The 14659-nt window shown below is 70.4% G+C and carries 12 protein-coding genes; 7 read left to right on the forward strand and 5 right to left on the reverse strand.

Annotated features, from left to right (window positions below; genetic code table 11):
• The first annotated feature begins 117 nt into the window (after nt 1-117).
• The 3 genes from OHT57_RS17600 (at nt 118) to OHT57_RS17610 (ending at nt 5430) form a co-directional block, all read left to right on the forward strand.
• On the forward strand, nt 118-1575 hold the full coding sequence (locus tag OHT57_RS17600; protein ID WP_328747366.1) for an MGH1-like glycoside hydrolase domain-containing protein: 1458 nt from the start codon (nt 118-120) through the stop codon (nt 1573-1575).
• Complete coding sequence (locus OHT57_RS17605) at nt 1572-3512, forward strand: amylo-alpha-1,6-glucosidase (RefSeq protein WP_328747367.1); 1941 nt, start codon at nt 1572-1574, stop codon at nt 3510-3512. The genes OHT57_RS17600 and OHT57_RS17605 overlap by 4 nt, the downstream gene beginning before the upstream one ends.
• Before the next feature lie 166 nt (nt 3513-3678).
• Nucleotides 3679-5430 (forward strand): CDP-alcohol phosphatidyltransferase, encoded by a 1752-nt coding sequence (locus OHT57_RS17610; RefSeq protein WP_328747368.1) that lies wholly within the window; start codon nt 3679-3681, stop codon nt 5428-5430.
• A 153-nt stretch (nt 5431-5583) separates the two neighbouring features.
• On the opposite strand, the gene dusB is transcribed toward OHT57_RS17610, so the two are convergent.
• Nucleotides 5584-6705, reverse strand: coding sequence for a tRNA dihydrouridine synthase DusB (gene dusB, locus OHT57_RS17615; RefSeq protein WP_328747369.1), 1122 nt, complete (start codon nt 6703-6705; stop codon nt 5584-5586).
• Nucleotides 6706-6802: 97 nt separating this feature from the next.
• Here dusB and OHT57_RS17620 point away from each other — a divergent pair, with 97 nt between their 5' ends.
• The 3 genes from OHT57_RS17620 to OHT57_RS17630 all read left to right on the forward strand — a co-directional run bounded on the left by OHT57_RS17620 (nt 6803) and on the right by OHT57_RS17630 (nt 9367).
• Nucleotides 6803-8248 (forward strand): MFS transporter, encoded by a 1446-nt coding sequence (locus tag OHT57_RS17620; RefSeq protein WP_328747370.1) that lies wholly within the window; start codon nt 6803-6805, stop codon nt 8246-8248.
• Nucleotides 8249-8362: 114 nt separating this feature from the next.
• The gene (locus OHT57_RS17625; RefSeq protein WP_328747372.1) at nt 8363-9064 is read left to right on the forward strand and encodes a 2-phosphosulfolactate phosphatase; all 702 of its coding nucleotides are present in this window, start codon (nt 8363-8365) and stop codon (nt 9062-9064) included.
• Between the two features lie 96 nt (nt 9065-9160).
• A complete protein-coding gene (locus tag OHT57_RS17630) occupies nt 9161-9367 on the forward strand; it encodes a hypothetical protein (protein WP_328747373.1) in 207 nt (68 codons plus the stop codon).
• A gap of 3 nt (nt 9368-9370) precedes the next feature.
• Here the strand turns inward: OHT57_RS17630 and OHT57_RS17635 are convergent, their stop codons facing one another.
• From OHT57_RS17635 to OHT57_RS17650, 4 genes are all read right to left on the reverse strand, one after another.
• Nucleotides 9371-10294 carry a UTP--glucose-1-phosphate uridylyltransferase gene (locus tag OHT57_RS17635; RefSeq protein ID WP_328747374.1) on the reverse strand — a complete coding sequence of 308 codons (924 nt, stop codon included), beginning with the start codon at nt 10292-10294 and terminating at the stop codon, nt 9371-9373.
• Between the two features lie 32 nt (nt 10295-10326).
• The gene (locus OHT57_RS17640) at nt 10327-10944 is read right to left on the reverse strand and encodes a TetR family transcriptional regulator (RefSeq protein ID WP_328747375.1); all 618 of its coding nucleotides are present in this window, start codon (nt 10942-10944) and stop codon (nt 10327-10329) included.
• Between the two features lie 26 nt (nt 10945-10970).
• Nucleotides 10971-11975, reverse strand: a complete 1005-nt coding sequence (locus tag OHT57_RS17645) for an aldo/keto reductase (RefSeq protein ID WP_328747376.1) — start codon at nt 11973-11975, stop codon at nt 10971-10973.
• 147 nt (nt 11976-12122) lie between these two features.
• On the reverse strand, nt 12123-13505 hold the full coding sequence (locus OHT57_RS17650; protein WP_328747377.1) for a glycine--tRNA ligase: 1383 nt from the start codon (nt 13503-13505) through the stop codon (nt 12123-12125).
• A 184-nt stretch (nt 13506-13689) separates the two neighbouring features.
• Here OHT57_RS17650 and OHT57_RS17655 point away from each other — a divergent pair, with 184 nt between their 5' ends.
• Nucleotides 13690-14649 carry a metal ABC transporter substrate-binding protein gene (locus OHT57_RS17655; protein WP_328747378.1) on the forward strand — a complete coding sequence of 320 codons (960 nt, stop codon included), beginning with the start codon at nt 13690-13692 and terminating at the stop codon, nt 14647-14649.
• Nucleotides 14650-14659 lie beyond the last annotated feature (10 nt).

Here is a 14659-nt window from a genome sequence, read left to right on the forward strand (position 1 = left end):
CACCCCCTTGTGTTTCTCAACTCTGCATTACATATTGAGTTTTGCGTGTTAAATGGACGTAACTCTACGGTAGCTCTGACCGAACCGGTCAGCGACATGTCTTTCGGGGAGCCCCGAGTGGATCGCACTGCCCAGCTCATGAACCCTTCCACGGAGCGTTCGATCGCATACGATCCGCCGGGCTCGTCACATTCCCTGCATGTCAGGGCCGCGAGGGTGCTGGAGGGCAACTGGACCGGCGCCTCCACGGTGCCCTCGCCCAGCCTGTACCCGCACCAGTGGTCCTGGGACTCCGCGTTCATCGCGATCGGACTGCGCCACCTCTCGCCGCTGCGGGCGCAGACCGAGCTGGAGACGCTGCTGGCGGCCCAGTGGGGCGACGGGCGGATCCCGCACATCGTCTTCAATCCCTCCGTACCGCTCGACCAGTACTTCCCGAGCCCCGACTTCTGGCGCTCCTCCACCGCGGGGCACACCGCGGGCGCCCCGCGCACCGTACAGACGTCCGGCATCGTGCAGCCACCGGTCCACGCGCTGGCCGCGTGGCTGGTCCACCGCGCCGACCCCGGACTCTCCCGCGCGCGCGGCTTCCTCGCCCGCGTGTACCCGCGGCTCGCCGCCTGGCACCGGTATCTGCTGCACCGGCGGGACCTGGGCGGCGGCGGTCTTGCGTCCGTCGTGCACCCCTGGGAACAGGGTATGGACAACAGCCCCTCGTGGGACCTCCCCCTCAGCAGGGTGACCCCCGCCCCGGCCCGCTCCTTCCGCCGCGCCGACCTCGACCACGGGGCGCCCGAGGACCGGCCCACGGATCTGGACTACGGCCGGTACGTCCGGCTGGCGATGGACTACCGGGACGCCGGGTACGCCGACGGCGGCGGCTTCGCGGTCGAGGACCCCTCCTTCAACGCCCTGCTCATCGCCTCCGAGCACGCCCTCGCCCGGATCGCCGAGGAACTGGGCGCGCCCGGCACCGCCCGCCACGCGCGCGCGGAGCGGCTGACGGCGGCGCTGGTCGAGCGGCTGTGGGACCCGGCGAGCGGCATGTTCCTGTGCCGGGACCTGCGGTGGCCCGCTCCGGACGGGCGCGGCACCCTGATCCCCGAGCGCGGTGTCTCGGGCATGGTCCCCCTGCTGCTGCCCGACCTCCCGCCCGGCATCGCCGCGGCGCTCCTGCGCACCCTCCGCGGCCCGCACTTCGGACTCGGCACCACCACCCGCCTCGTGCCCAGCTACGACCTCCTCGGCGAGGCCTTCGACCCGCACCGCTACTGGCGCGGCCCGGCCTGGTTCAACACCGCCTGGCTGCTGGAGCGAGGGCTGCGTACCCACGGCGAGCAGCAACAGGCCGACGCCCTGCGGGAGTCGGTCCTGGAACTCGCCGGCGCCGGCGACTTCGCGGAGTACGTCGACCCGTACACCGGCGAGGCCTGCGGGACGACCGGCTTCAGCTGGACCGCCGCGCTCGCGCTCGACCTGCTGCACGACGACACCACCGTCGCGTACGACACAACGGCCACGAACGGCATCACAGCCACGGCGGACTTGGGATTCAAGGGAGGGAACCTGCGATGACGGACCGGCATCATCTGCTCGTGCACGGCGGGACGTTCGCTGCCGTGGGCGACGGCGGCGACATCAGCGGCGTCCGGGGCGGCGGCAGCTCCCCGGACGGCATGTTCGTGCGGGACGCCCGGCATCTGAGCCGCTGGCAGCTCACGGTCGACGGCGCGGTACCGGAGGCCCTGTCGCCGGTCGCCGACGGGGACACCGCGCGCTGTGTCCTGGTCCCGCGCGGCGGCCGCCAGGAGCCGCCCGCCTGCACCCTCTTCCGTGAACAGGCCGTCGGGGACGGCTCGTTCGTCGAGTCCCTGCGGGTGACCAGCAACCGCCCGGTGCCGACGACGGTCCGGCTCGCGGTCACCGCGGACGCCGACTTCACCGACCAGTTCGAACTCCGCTCCGACTACCGCACCTACCCGAAGACCGGCGCCACCCGCTCCCGTGAAGTCCTCGACGACGGCGTGGAGTTCACCTACCAACGCGGCGAATGGCGTTCCCGTACGACGGTGAGCGCCGACCCCGCCCCGGACGGCGTCGAGGAGACGGGCACCGGAGCGCGGCGCCTGGTGTGGACCCTGGATCTGGAGCCGCACGGCACGGCCGAACTGACCCTGCGGGTGATGGCCCGGCCGCACGGCGACAGGCGGACCCTGCGGGTACCGAGCTCCCCCGCCGCCCTCAACCGGCAACTCCTCGCCATGGAAGGCGAGTTCGTGGAGGGCGTCGCCTTCCCGACCGGCTGGCCCGAACTCGCCGCGGCCTGCGCGCGCGGTCTCGCCGACCTCGCCTCGCTCCAGGTCCCGGCTACCGGCCCGGACGGCGAGGAACTGCGCGTGCCGGCCGCCGGAGCCCCCTGGTTCCTCACCCTTCTGGGCCGGGACGCCCTCCTCACCTCGCTCTTCGCCCTCCCCTACCGGCCCCAGCTGGCCGCCGCGACGCTCCCCGCGCTCGCCGCGACCCAGGCGACCGAGACCGGCCCGGCCTCCGTGGCCCAGCCCGGCAAGATCGTGCACGAGGTGCGGCACGGGGAGCTGGCGCACTTCGGACAGGTGCCGTACGGGCGCTACTACGGCTCGGTGGACGCCACCCCGCTGTTCCTCGTGCTGCTCGGCGCGTACGTGGAGCACACCGGGGACCTCCCGCTCGCCCGGCGCCTGGAGTCCCACGCCCGTGCCGCGATCGGCTGGATGCTCGACCACGGCGGGCTCACCTCGCGCGGCTACCTCGTCTACCGCTCCGACCAGGGCGGCCTCGCCAACCAGAACTGGAAGGACTCCCCCGGCGCGATCTGCGGCGCCGACGGGACGCGGGCGAGCGGGCCGGTGACGGCGGCCGGGGCACAGGGCTACGCCTACGACGCGCTGCGCAGGACCGCGTGGCTCGCGCGCACGGTGTGGGCGGACGAGACGTACGCGGCGCTCCTGGAGCAGGCCGCGGCCGATCTGCGGGACCGGTTCCAGCGCGACTTCTGGATGCCGGACCGTACGTTCCCCGCGCTCGCACTGGACGGCGAGGGGCGCCAGGTCGACGCGCTGGCCTCCGACGCCGGACATCTGCTGTGGTCGGGGCTGCTCGACAAGGAGTACGGGGAGCAGGTGGGGCGGCGGCTGCTGCAGCCGGACTTCTTCTCGGGGTGGGGGGTGCGGACACTGGCGGCCGGGCAGGCGGCGTACCACCCGCTGTCGTACCACCGGGGGTCGGTGTGGCCGCACGACAACGCGCTGATCACGCTGGGCCTTGCCCGGTACGGGCTGCACGACGAGGCGCGAACCGTGGCGCACGGGCTGGTGGACGCGGCGACGGCGGCCGGCCACCGCCTGCCGGAGGTGCTCGCGGGGTACGGGCGGGAGTCGCACGGGGAGCCGGTGCCGTATCCGCACGCGTGTGTGCGGGAGGCCCGGTCCGCGGCGGCTCCGCTCGCGCTGTTGACGGCGGTGGGGGGCGCCTGATCACCGCGGGCTCGGCCCCGGGAACCTCACCGTTGACCAAGCATTGGTCCGGTGTTTGCCCTGGGCCCTGAACCGTGGCCCGAAGCCGGACGTACGGGACGGTGGCGGATCCGAGACCCCATATCGGGTCCGCCTCCTACCAGGACCCGTACGGAAGGACCCTCGGGTGTCCGAGACCCTTGCTGAGAGCACGTCACCCGAGGCCGAGGCGACCGTCGGGGACGGTCCACCGCGGAGCAGGCCGTCGCTGCGGGCGCGGCTCGGGCGGTTGCGGGAGCAGCACCCCGTCGCCGCACGCAACATCCGGTGGACGGTGAACGTCCTCGCCGCCCTGCTCGTCCTCGGCGCCCTGCTCCTGCCGAACAAGGTCACCCATCTGCATGCCAGGGAGTTCGTGCGGATCCCGGTGGAGGCGATCCTCGGGGCGGCCGTGGCACTCGTGCTGCCTCGGCGGCCGCGGCTGGCGGTGGCCGTGGTGTCCGGCGTGGCGCTCGGGGTGATGACGATCATGAACCTGCTCGACATGGGGTTCAACGACTACCTCGGGCGGCCCTTCAACCCCATCCTCGACTGGGAGCTGCTCAACGACGCGCAGTCGTACATCTCGGACTCGATGGGCAGCGCCGTGGCGGTCGGTGCCGCGGTCGGCGCGGGCGTCCTCGTGCTCCTCCTGCTGTCCCTCATGACGCTGGCGATGGTCAGGCTCAGCGGTCTGCTGATCCTGGACCGCCGGACCGCGACCCGGGGCACCCTCGTCGCCGCCACCGTCTGGGTCACCTGCTCCGCCCTCGGCCTCCAGGTCTTCGGCACCCCGCTGGCCTCCGAACACACCGCCTCGCTCACCGCGATCCAGGCCAAGCAGGTGGTGCAGACCGTGCGGGACGAGGCGGCCTTCGAGAAGGTGGCCAAGGTCGACGCCTTCGGGAACACGCCCGGCTCCCAGCTGGTGCCCGACCTCCGCGGCAAGGACATGATCTTCACGTTCATCGAGAGCTACGGCAGGAGCGCCGTCGAGGACAAGGGCATCGCGCCCGGCGTCGACAAGACCCTCGCCACGAGCACCGCGGCCCTCGCGAAGGCGGGCTTCCACGCGAAGAGCGGCTGGCTGACCTCGGCGACGTACGGAGGCAGCAGCTGGCTCGGCCACTCGACGACCCTCACCGGCCTGTGGATCGACAACCAGCAGCGCTACCGCACGGTCATGGCCAGCAACCACCTCAGCCTCACCAGGGCCTTCAAGAAGACCGGCGACTGGGACACGGTCGGCGTGATGCCGGGCGTGCAGAAGGGCTGGCCCGAGCAGCAGTACTACGACCTCGACAAGGTCTACAACGCCTTCCAACTCGGCTACCAGGGGCCGAAGTTCAGCTGGTCGACGATGCCCGACCAGTACGCCCTGGAGGCCTACCAGCGTCAGGTGCACAGCAAGAAGCGCGACAAGCCGCTGATGTCCGAGATCATCCTCACCTCCAGCCACCAGCCCTGGGCCCCCATCCCGAAGATGGTCCCCTGGGACAAGCTCGGCGACGGCTCGATCTTCAAGCCCATCCAGAAGGCCGGCAACAAGGCGTCCGACATCATCGCCGACTCCACCCGCTCCAAGCAGGAGTACGGCAAGTCCATCTCGTACTCGGTGACGTCCCTGACCCAGTGGCTGGAGCGCTACGGCAGCGCCGACACCGTCCTCGTCTTCCTCGGCGACCACCAGCCGATCGCGCGGGTCAGCGGCGAGAACGCCAGCCGTGACGTGCCGATCTCCATCGTCGCCAAGGACCCGAAGGTCCTCGACAAGATCGCCTCCTGGAACTGGACCGACGGCCTCAAGCCGGCCCACAACGCCCCGGTCTGGAAGATGAGCTCCTTCCGAGACCGCTTCCTGACGGCATACGGCTCGACTCCCCACCCGTCGAAGGGATAGCTGGCTCCGGCCGTCGGGTGAACGCACCTTTGGCCGCGTACGGCGGGAAGGGGACGGGGTGGGGGGTGTCCGCCCGCAGCGGCCAGCGTCCGGCACCGAGCCCTGCTCAACTGCGCGAAAAACGCCCGCCCCCACCGACCCGCACAGGCCGGCTCACCCCCCGGACGTGTCCAGCTCCGCGTCCTCGCCGATCCCCGCACAGTCGTACGGATCCTTCAGCCAACCGTCCGGCAGGACAACCCTGTTGTTGCCGGACGTACGGCCGCGGGGCCCGTCCGCGCCCACCGGCCAGGGCTGGTCCAGGTCCAACTCGTCCAGACCGGACCGGAGTTCCGACAGCGACGACGTGATCGCGAGGCGCTTGCGCATCTCACTGCCGACCGCGAACCCCTTGAGGTACCAGGCCACGTGCTTGCGGAAGTCGATGACCCCGCGCGACTCGTCGCCGATCCACTCGCCGAGGAGGGTGGCGTGCCGGACCATGACGTCGGCGACCTCCCGCAGCGCGGGCCGGGCGACGTCCTCCGTACGGCCCTCGAAGGCGGCCACCAGATCCGCGAACAGCCACGGCCGCCCCAGGCACCCCCGCCCCACGACCACCCCGTCACACCCGGTGGACCGCACCATCCGCAGCGCGTCGTCGGCCGACCAGATGTCGCCGTTGCCGAGGACGGGGATCTCCGGCACATGCTCCTTGAGGCGGGCGATGGCGTCCCAGTCGGCGGTCCCGCCGTAGTGCTGGGCGGCGGTACGGCCGTGCAGGGCGATGGAGGTCACACCCTCCTCGACAGCGATGCGCCCGGCGTCGAGATACGTGATGTGGTCGTCGTCGATGCCCTTGCGCATCTTCATGGTGACCGGCAGATCCCCCGCCCCGCTCACGGCCTCGCGCAGAATCGCCCTGAGCAGCGGACGCTTGTACGGCAGCGCGGAGCCGCCGCCCTTCCGCGTGACCTTGGGGACCGGGCAGCCGAAGTTCAGGTCGATGTGGTCGGCGAGGTCCTCGTCCGCGATCATGCGGACGGCCTTGCCGACGGTGGCCGGGTCGACGCCGTACAGCTGGATCGAGCGCGGCTTCTCGGTCGCGTCGAAGTGGATCAGCTGCATGGTCTTCTCGTTGCGCTCGACCAGCGCCCGAGTCGTGATCATCTCGCTCACGAACAGGCCCTTGCCGCCGCTGAACTCCCTGCACAACGTGCGGAAGGGCGCGTTGGTGATCCCGGCCATGGGGGCCAGGACGACGGGAGGCTGGACGGGGTGCGGACCGATCTGCATTCCCCCATTGTCACGCATGCCTCCAGGACCTCGACACAGTGATCATGTAGCAACCATTAGTTAGACGCACTATCGAAATCGGCGTACGATGACGCGCATGCCCGAGCTCAGCCAACGCCGACGCATGCTGGTGCTCGCGATCTGCTGCATGAGTCTGCTGATCGTGAGCCTGGACACCACCGCCCTCAACGTCGCCCTGCCCGCCATGCAGCGGGACCTCGACGCGAGCACGGCGGGACTCCAGTGGACGATCGACGCGTACACCCTGGTCCTCGCCTCGCTGCTGATGCTGGCCGGCTCCACAGCCGACCGGATCGGCCGCAGGCGCGTGTTCATGGCGGGCCTGGTCGTCTTCACGATCGGCTCCGCACTGTGTTCCCTCGCGCCGAACCTGGAGGCGCTGGTCGCCTTCCGCATGGTGCAGGCGGTCGGCGGTTCGATGCTCAACCCGGTCGCCATGTCGATCATCACCAACACCTTCACCGACCCGCGTGAGCGGGCCCGCGCAATCGGCGCCTGGGGCGCGGTCGTCGGTATCTCCATGGCCGCGGGTCCCCTGGTGGGCGGACTGCTCGTGGACTCGGTCGGCTGGCGCTCGATCTTCTGGGTCAACCTGCCGGTCGGGCTCGCGGCACTGCTGCTCACCCTGCGGTACGTCCCCGAGTCCCGCGCACCCAAGGCCCGCCGCCCCGACCCGGTCGGGCAGCTGCTGGTGATCGCGCTGTTCGGCTCGCTGACGTACGCGATCATCGAGGCGCCGGCCTCGGGGTTCTCGTACGTGCTGCCCTTCGCCGTGGTGGCCCTCCTCGCGCTGGCCGGGCTCCTCTGGTACGAGCCCCGGCGCGACGAACCCCTCATCGACCTGCGGTTCTTCCGGTCTGCGCCCTTCAGCGGGGCCACGGTGATCGCGATCAGCGCGTTCGCGGGTCTTGGCGGGTTCCTGTTCCTTTCGACGCTGTATCTGCAGAACGTCCGGGGGCTGGACGCACTGCACGCGGGCCTGTGGATGCTGCCGATGGCCGTGCCGATGTTCCTGTGCGCGCCGCTGGCCGGCCGGCTGGTGGCAAGCCGGGGGCCGAGGCTGCCGTTGGTCGCCGCCGGAGTCATGATCACCGCCAGCGGGGTGCTGTTCGCCGCCTTCGACGCGGAGACGTCCGACGGGACGCTGCTCCTCGGATACCTGCTGTTCGGGATCGGGTTCGGGCTGGTCAACGCGCCGATCACGAACACGGCGGTGTCGGGGATGCCGCGGGCCCAGGCCGGGGTCGCCGCCGCCGTCGCGTCCACGAGCCGTCAGCTCGGGCAGACACTCGGGGTCGCGGTGATCGGCGCGGTGCTGGCCTCGGGGGTGGGAGCGTCGTCGTACAAGGAGAAGTTCGTGTCGGCCGCCGTGCCGGGGTGGTGGATTCTCGCCGGGTGCGGGCTCGCGGTGCTGGTGCTCGGCGCCGTGACCAGTGGACGGTGGGCCCGCGGGACCGCCGAACGGACCGCCGAACGGCTGGAGTCGGCCGAGGTGCGCGAGGCGGCGGGAGTCGTCGCGTGACCGGCCGACGGCCTCGCGCGTACTGAACTGAGGAGTTCGGCCGTGCGGGAAAGGTAGTTGAGATCTCGCTCACACCCGTTCGCCGGGGCGCCGTCATGCACGATCATGAGCGGAATGGACGCTCGTTTCCTTGGCATCTCCGAGCTGGCCGAAATTCCGTCCGTGGCGGTCGTGGTCGACGTCATGCGCGCTTTCACCGTGGCCGCCTGGGCGTTCGCCCGTGGTGCGGAGAAGATCGTTCTCGCCGGGTCGCCGGACGAGGCCCTGGCGCTCAAGGCCCGTCACCCCGACTGGGTGGCCCTCAAGGACGGTGCGCCCGCGCCCGGGTTCGACACCGTCAACTCACCGGGCCTGCTGCGGACCGCCGACCTCGGCGGACGGACCGTCGTGCAGAAGACCACCGCGGGGACGGTCGGCGCCCTCGCGGTCAAGGAAGCCCAACTGGTGCTGTGCGCCTCCTTCGTGGTGGCGCGGGCGACGGCTCGGCTCCTGCGGGAGCACGGGAGCGACCGTGTCACGTTCGTGGTCACCGGCGAGGACGGACAGGCCGACGAGGATCTGGCGTGCGCCCAGTACATCGCCGGCCGAGCCGCCGGGGCCGCGACGGACGCCGCCCCGTTCCTCCGCCGTGCCGCGGCGTCCCGGGCCGCCGCCGAGCTGGCCCAGGGGGTGCGTCAAGGAGTGCACCCCGATGACGTCGCTCTTTGTCTCGAACTCGACCGGTTCCCCTTCGCCATGGTGGCGGCTCTGGAGGGCCCGCTCATGGTCCTGCGCCCCCGTACCGTGCCGTCGCCGGCCCACAGCATCCCGGTCTGACCGCATGCCCGACACTCTGGGACTTGGCGAACGCCCCGTGAAGATACTGCTGTTGATGTTGTTCTTGCTGCACACTCCTAGCCGGAGGCGAGGTGCATGGTGCAGGCCAACACGAGCAAGGTGAGCCGCTGGGACCAGCACGGCCACGAACATGTCGTCCAGGTGCTGCGCAAGGGATCCCGGCGCACCATCAGCTGCGACACGTGCGGCTGGCGCAGGGACGCGCAGTTCCTGCCGTGGCTGAAGGCGGAGGAACACCTGGCGGAGGAGCATCAGGCGACGGTGGATCCGTCGGCGGGCTGACGTTCAGGGGCTCTCGGAGCCCGCGGGTCCCTCGGGGGTGTCCAGGTCGCCGACCAGTCGCCGCAGCAGCGGCCCGTACTCGGGATGGGCCAGGGCGTGGGCCATCTGGGCGACCAGGTAGTCGGCCGGGTTGCCGGTGTCGTACCAGCGGCCCTGGATGACCTGGCCGTACACCGCCCGGGTGGCGGCGTAGGCGTTGATGGCGTCGGTCAGGTAGATCTCGCCGGTGCGGTGCTCGTACCAGCGGCGGGTCCGCTCGCGCAGTTCGTCGACGATGCCCGGGGTGATGACGTAGCCGCCGATGGCCGCGTACGACGAGGGCGCGGCGGTGGGGTCGGGCTTCTCGACGAGGCCGGTGATGCGCAGGGTGCCGGCGCCGAGGTCCTCCTTGACGAGGGGCACGCCGTAGCGGCGCGACTCGGTGGGGTCCATGGGCAGCAGGGCGAGGACGGGGCAGCCGGTCTGTTCGTAGGCGCGGATCAGCTGCTGGGCGCGCGGTACCTCGGCCACGAACACGTCGTCCGGCCACAGCACCAGGACGGGTTCTTCGCCGAAGGAACGGGCGGCGTTCAGCACCGGGGTGCCGTTGCCGTAGGGGCCGTGCTGGTCGAGGTAGGTGATGTGGCCCCTGCGGGCCAGCTCGGCGATCTCCTCGACGGCGTCCGCGTACGCCGCCTTGCCGTCGGCGCGTAGTTGCCCGACCAGGGCGGGGTTGGGGCGGAAGTGCTCCTGGATCAGGGACTTGCCGCCGGAGACGACGATGGTGATGTCGGTGATGCCGGAGTCCACCAGCTCCCGCACGGTGTGTTCGATCACCGGCTTGTCGCCGACCGGGAGCATCTCCTTCGGCGTCGCCTTGGTCAGGGGCAGCAGTCGGGAGCCGAGTCCGGCGGCGGGGATCACAGCCCTGCGGATGGTCGGGGGCATCGGGTCTCTCGGCTCTCTCTCGGGGCGTACTGTCAGTCGGACGGTACCGCCCCGGCGTCCGGCCGGCTCCGCAGCCCCTTGAGCAGCAGGTCCACGAGGGCCTCGAAATCCCCTTCCGCGCCCGGCTCCTCCCACTCCCCGGCGTAGACCGGGTCGTGGAAGCGGCCGGTGGCCTGGAAGAGGGCGCGGGCCGTGGTGGCGGGGTCGGTGACCGCGAAGGCGCCCGCGTCGGCGCCGGCCCGGACCAGCTGAGCCACCTGGTCGGTCAGCTCGGCGATGTGCTCACCGACCACGCCGCCGTTCTCGACCGTGAGCACCGTGTACGTGGCGAACAGCTCCGGGTCGGCGCCCGCCTTGCTGCGCTTGGCCGCGAACAGTGCGGTGAGCCAGTCCCGCAACCGGGTCTCCGGGTCCCCGTCCTCGGCGACGATGGCGGCGAGGACCTCGGTCGTCCGGTCCAGCCATCGCTGGGTCACCGCGCCGCGCAGCTCGGCCTTGGTCCCGAAGTGCCGGTAGACGCTGCCGTGGCTGACGCCGAGCGCGCGGGCCACGTCGACCACGGTGGCCTTGGCCGGGCCGTAGCGGCGCAGCACTTCCTCGGTGGCTTCGAGGATGCGCTCGGCGGTCAGGGGCTGCGGGGTCGGTGCCATGGGTCAGACCGTACCGGTCCGGCCGATCACCGCTCGACCTGCGCCAGCTGGGCTGCCGCGTAGCGCTCGCCCGCGGCGGCACCGGCCGGTACCGCCTCCTCGATGGCCGCGAGTTCGGCGGTGTCCAGGGTGACGTCCAGCGCGCCCAGGGACTCCGTGAGCCGCTCGCGGGTGCGGGCGCCGACGAGCGGCACGATGTCGTCGCCGCGGGAGAGGACCCAGGCGATCGCGATCTGGGCCACGCTCACGTCCTTCTGTTCCGCGATCTTCCGCAGCGCCTCCACCAGGTTCAGGTTGTGCTGGAGGTTGTCGCCCTGGAAGCGGGGGGAGTGCGCGCGGAAGTCGGTCGCGGAGAGCTGCCGGTCGTGGGTGAAGTGGCCGGAGATCAGGCCGCGGGACAGGACGCCGTACGCCGTGACGGAGATCCCCAGCTCTCGGGTGACCGGCAGGATCCGGTCCTCGATGCCGCGCGAGATGAGGGAGTACTCGATCTGGAGGTCCGCGATGGGCGTGGTGGCGGCGGCCCGGCGGATCGTCTCGGCGCCGACCTCGCTGAGGCCCACGTGCCGGACGTACCCCTGCTCGACGAGTTCCGCGATCGCGCCGACGGTCTCCTCGATCGGGACGTCCGGGTCGAGCCGGGCGATCCGGTACACGTCGATGTGGTCGACGCCGAGGCGCTGGAGCGAGTAGGCGGCGAAGTTCTTCACGGCGGCGGGGCGGCCGTCGTAGCCGGCCCACTGGCCGTCGGGGCTGCGCAGCGCGCCGAACTTCACGCTCAGCAGGGCCTGTTCGCGCCGGGCGGCGGGTGCGGTGCGCAGCGCCTCGCCGATCAGCATCTCGTTGTGACCCATGGCGTAGAAGTCGCCGGTGTCGAGCAGGGTCACACCGGCCTCCAGGGCCGCGTGCACGGTCGCGATCGACTCCGTCCGGTCGGCCTCGCCGTACAGCGCGGACATGCCCATGCAGCCGAGGCCGAGGGCGGAGACCTGGGGGCCGGACGTTCCGAGGGTTCGGGTGTTCATCGTCATGCGTCCACCCTGCCATGACAGCTGACAGATTTCAATATCTGTTATCTGATACTTGCCAGTCGCCTGCCATCCCTGGCCGAACACAAAACGGCCTCCGGTGCAGGCTCTGCGGAGAGCCTGCACCGGAGGCCGGGGGAACGTACGGACCTAGCAGCCGATCAGCCGGCCCGCCAGGTAGCCCTCGATCTGGTCGAGGGACACACGCTCCTGCTTCATCGAGTCACGCTCGCGGACCGTCACCGCGTTGTCCTCGAGGGTGTCGAAGTCGACCGTGACGCAGTACGGCGTACCGATCTCGTCCTGGCGGCGGTAACGGCGGCCGATCGCACCGGCGTCGTCGAACTCGATGTTCCAGTTCTGGCGCAGCGCCTGGGCAAGACCCTTGGCCTTCGGGGACAGCTCGGCGTTGCGGGAGAGCGGGAGCACCGCGACCTTCACCGGGGCCAGGCGGTGGTCGAGGCGCAGCACCGTGCGCTTCTCCAGCTTGCCCTTGGCGTTGGGCGCCTCGTCCTCGATGTAGGCGTCGAGCAGGAACGCCAGCATCGCGCGGCCGACACCGGCCGCGGGCTCGATGACGTACGGCGTCCAGCGCTCCTGGGACTCCTGGTCGTAGTAGAAGAGGTCCTGGCCGGAGGCCTTGGAGTGGGCGGTGAGGTCGTAGTCGGTGCGGTTGGCCACGCCCTCCAGCTCACCCCACTCGTTGCCGCCGAACTGGAAGCGGTACTCGATGTCGGCGGTGCGCTTGGAGTAGTGGGAGAGCTTCTCCGCCGGGTGGTCGTACCAGCGCATGTTCTCCTCGCGGAGACCAAGGCCCGTGTACCAGTTCCAGCGCTGCTCCATCCAGTACTCCTGCCACTTCTCGTCCTCGCCCGGCTTGACGAAGAACTCCATCTCCATCTGCTCGAACTCGCGGGTGCGGAAGATGAAGTTGCCGGGCGTGATCTCGTTGCGGAAGGACTTGCCCATCTGCGCGATGCCGAACGGCGGCTTCTTGCGCGAAGCGACCTGCACCTGGGCGAAGTTGGTGAAGATTCCCTGCGCGGTCTCGGGGCGCAGGTAGGCGACGGAGCCGCTGTCCTGCGTCGGGCCGAGGTGGGTGGAAAGGAGACCCGAGAACTGCTTGGGCTCGGTGAACTGGCCCTTGTTGCCGCAGTTGGGGCAGTTGATGTCGAGGAGGCCGTTCTCCGGGGCGTGCCCCTTCTTGGCCTCGTACGCCTCTTCCAAGTGGTCCGCGCGGTACCGCTTGTGGCAGGAGGTGCACTCGGTGAGCGGGTCGGAGAAGGTGGCGACGTGACCGGAGGCGACCCAGACCTCGGGGGCCAGGATGACGGACGAGTCGAGACCGACCACGTCCTCGCGCGACGTCACCATGTAGCGCCACCACTGACGCTTCAGGTTCTCCTTGAGCTCGACACCCAGCGGTCCGTAGTCCCAGGCGGCCTTCTGACCGCCGTAGATCTCACTGCAGGGGAATACGAAGCCACGGCGCTTGCTCAGGCTGACGATGGTGTCGATCTTGTCGGCGGCCACGGTGCTCTCTTCATTACGACGACGGGCGACGAAGCAGTCCATACGGAGCGGTGCTTCAGAGCGAATGCCTCAGGTTACCGGCGGGGCCGCCCCCTCAATCAAATCGGTTCGGCCTGCGGGCCCCTTGCGGGCCGCTCACCAGCTTTGTTGACAACGGTTTCCATATTTGATGAAAATGACTGTCATGAACGTACGACGACGCTCCATACCCGTCGCGGCGACCGCCGCGGCCGCCGCCCTCGGCCTGGCCACCCTCTCCGGCTGCTCCACCGACAGTGCCGCCGCGGGCAACACCGACCGGTTCGACGTCGTCGCGTCCTTCTACCCGATGGCCTTCCTCGCCGAGCAGATCGGCGGAGACCATGTGCACGTCACCACACTGACCCAGCCCGGCCAGGAGCCGCACGACCTGGAGATCAGCGCCAAGCAAACCGCCGCGCTCCAGGAGTCCGACGCGGTGCTCTACCTCAAGAACCTCCAGCCCTCCGTCGACGACGCGGTGTCCCAGTCGGGGCTCAAGACCAAGATCGACGCCGCCTCCCTCACCTCCCTGGAGAAGCACGGCAACGAGGTCGGCGGCCACGCGGCCGACCACGACGCCCACGAGAACGAGGAACTGGCGGGCCTGGACCCGCACATCTGGCTCGACCCGGTGCGCTACTCCCAGGTCGCCGAGGGCGTCGGCAAGGCCTTCGAGAAGGCCGACCCGGACAACGCGGCCGACTACAGGGCCAACACCGCGGCGCTCGTGAAGAAACTCGGCGCCCTGAACACGCAGTTCGCCACGGGGCTCAGGAGCACCGGGAACAAGGTCTTCATCACCACCCACGCCGCCTTCGGCTACCTCGCCGAGCGCTACGGCCTGACCGAGGAGGCCATCAACGGCCTCGACCCCGAGTCGGAGCCAAGTGCCAACCGCGTCAAGGACCTTGAGAAGATGGCGAAGGCCGACGGCGTCACCACCGTGTTCTACGAGACGCTCGTCAGCGACAAGACCGCGAAGACCATCGCCTCCGACGCCGGGCTGAAGACGGACGTCCTCGACCCGATCGAGGGCATCACCGCCAAGTCCCGCGGCAAGGACTACTTCTCGGTCCAGGAAGCCAACCTCAAGGCCCTCCAGACCGCGTTGGGGGCCAAGTGAGCATGAACCG

It is taken from the genome of Streptomyces sp. NBC_00285 (genome assembly GCF_036174265.1).
In the GTDB taxonomy this organism is placed as follows: Bacteria; Actinomycetota; Actinomycetes; order Streptomycetales; family Streptomycetaceae; genus Streptomyces.

Excerpts from the sequence above, each read along its gene's own strand:
- OHT57_RS17605 (WP_328747367.1), top strand. The coding sequence starts at position 1,572 with ATGACGGACCGGCATCATCTGCTCGTGCACGGCGGGACGTTCGCTGCC.
- dusB (WP_328747369.1), bottom strand. The coding sequence starts at position 6,705 with ATGCAGATCGGTCCGCACCCCGTCCAGCCTCCCGTCGTCCTGGCCCCC.
- OHT57_RS17620 (WP_328747370.1), top strand. The coding sequence starts at position 6,803 with ATGCCCGAGCTCAGCCAACGCCGACGCATGCTGGTGCTCGCGATCTGC.
- OHT57_RS17625 (WP_328747372.1), top strand. The coding sequence starts at position 8,363 with ATGGACGCTCGTTTCCTTGGCATCTCCGAGCTGGCCGAAATTCCGTCC.
- OHT57_RS17630 (WP_328747373.1), top strand. The coding sequence starts at position 9,161 with ATGGTGCAGGCCAACACGAGCAAGGTGAGCCGCTGGGACCAGCACGGC.
- OHT57_RS17635 (WP_328747374.1), bottom strand. The coding sequence starts at position 10,294 with ATGCCCCCGACCATCCGCAGGGCTGTGATCCCCGCCGCCGGACTCGGC.
- OHT57_RS17640 (WP_328747375.1), bottom strand. The coding sequence starts at position 10,944 with ATGGCACCGACCCCGCAGCCCCTGACCGCCGAGCGCATCCTCGAAGCC.
- OHT57_RS17645 (WP_328747376.1), bottom strand. The coding sequence starts at position 11,975 with ATGACGATGAACACCCGAACCCTCGGAACGTCCGGCCCCCAGGTCTCC.
- OHT57_RS17655 (WP_328747378.1), top strand. The coding sequence starts at position 13,690 with ATGAACGTACGACGACGCTCCATACCCGTCGCGGCGACCGCCGCGGCC.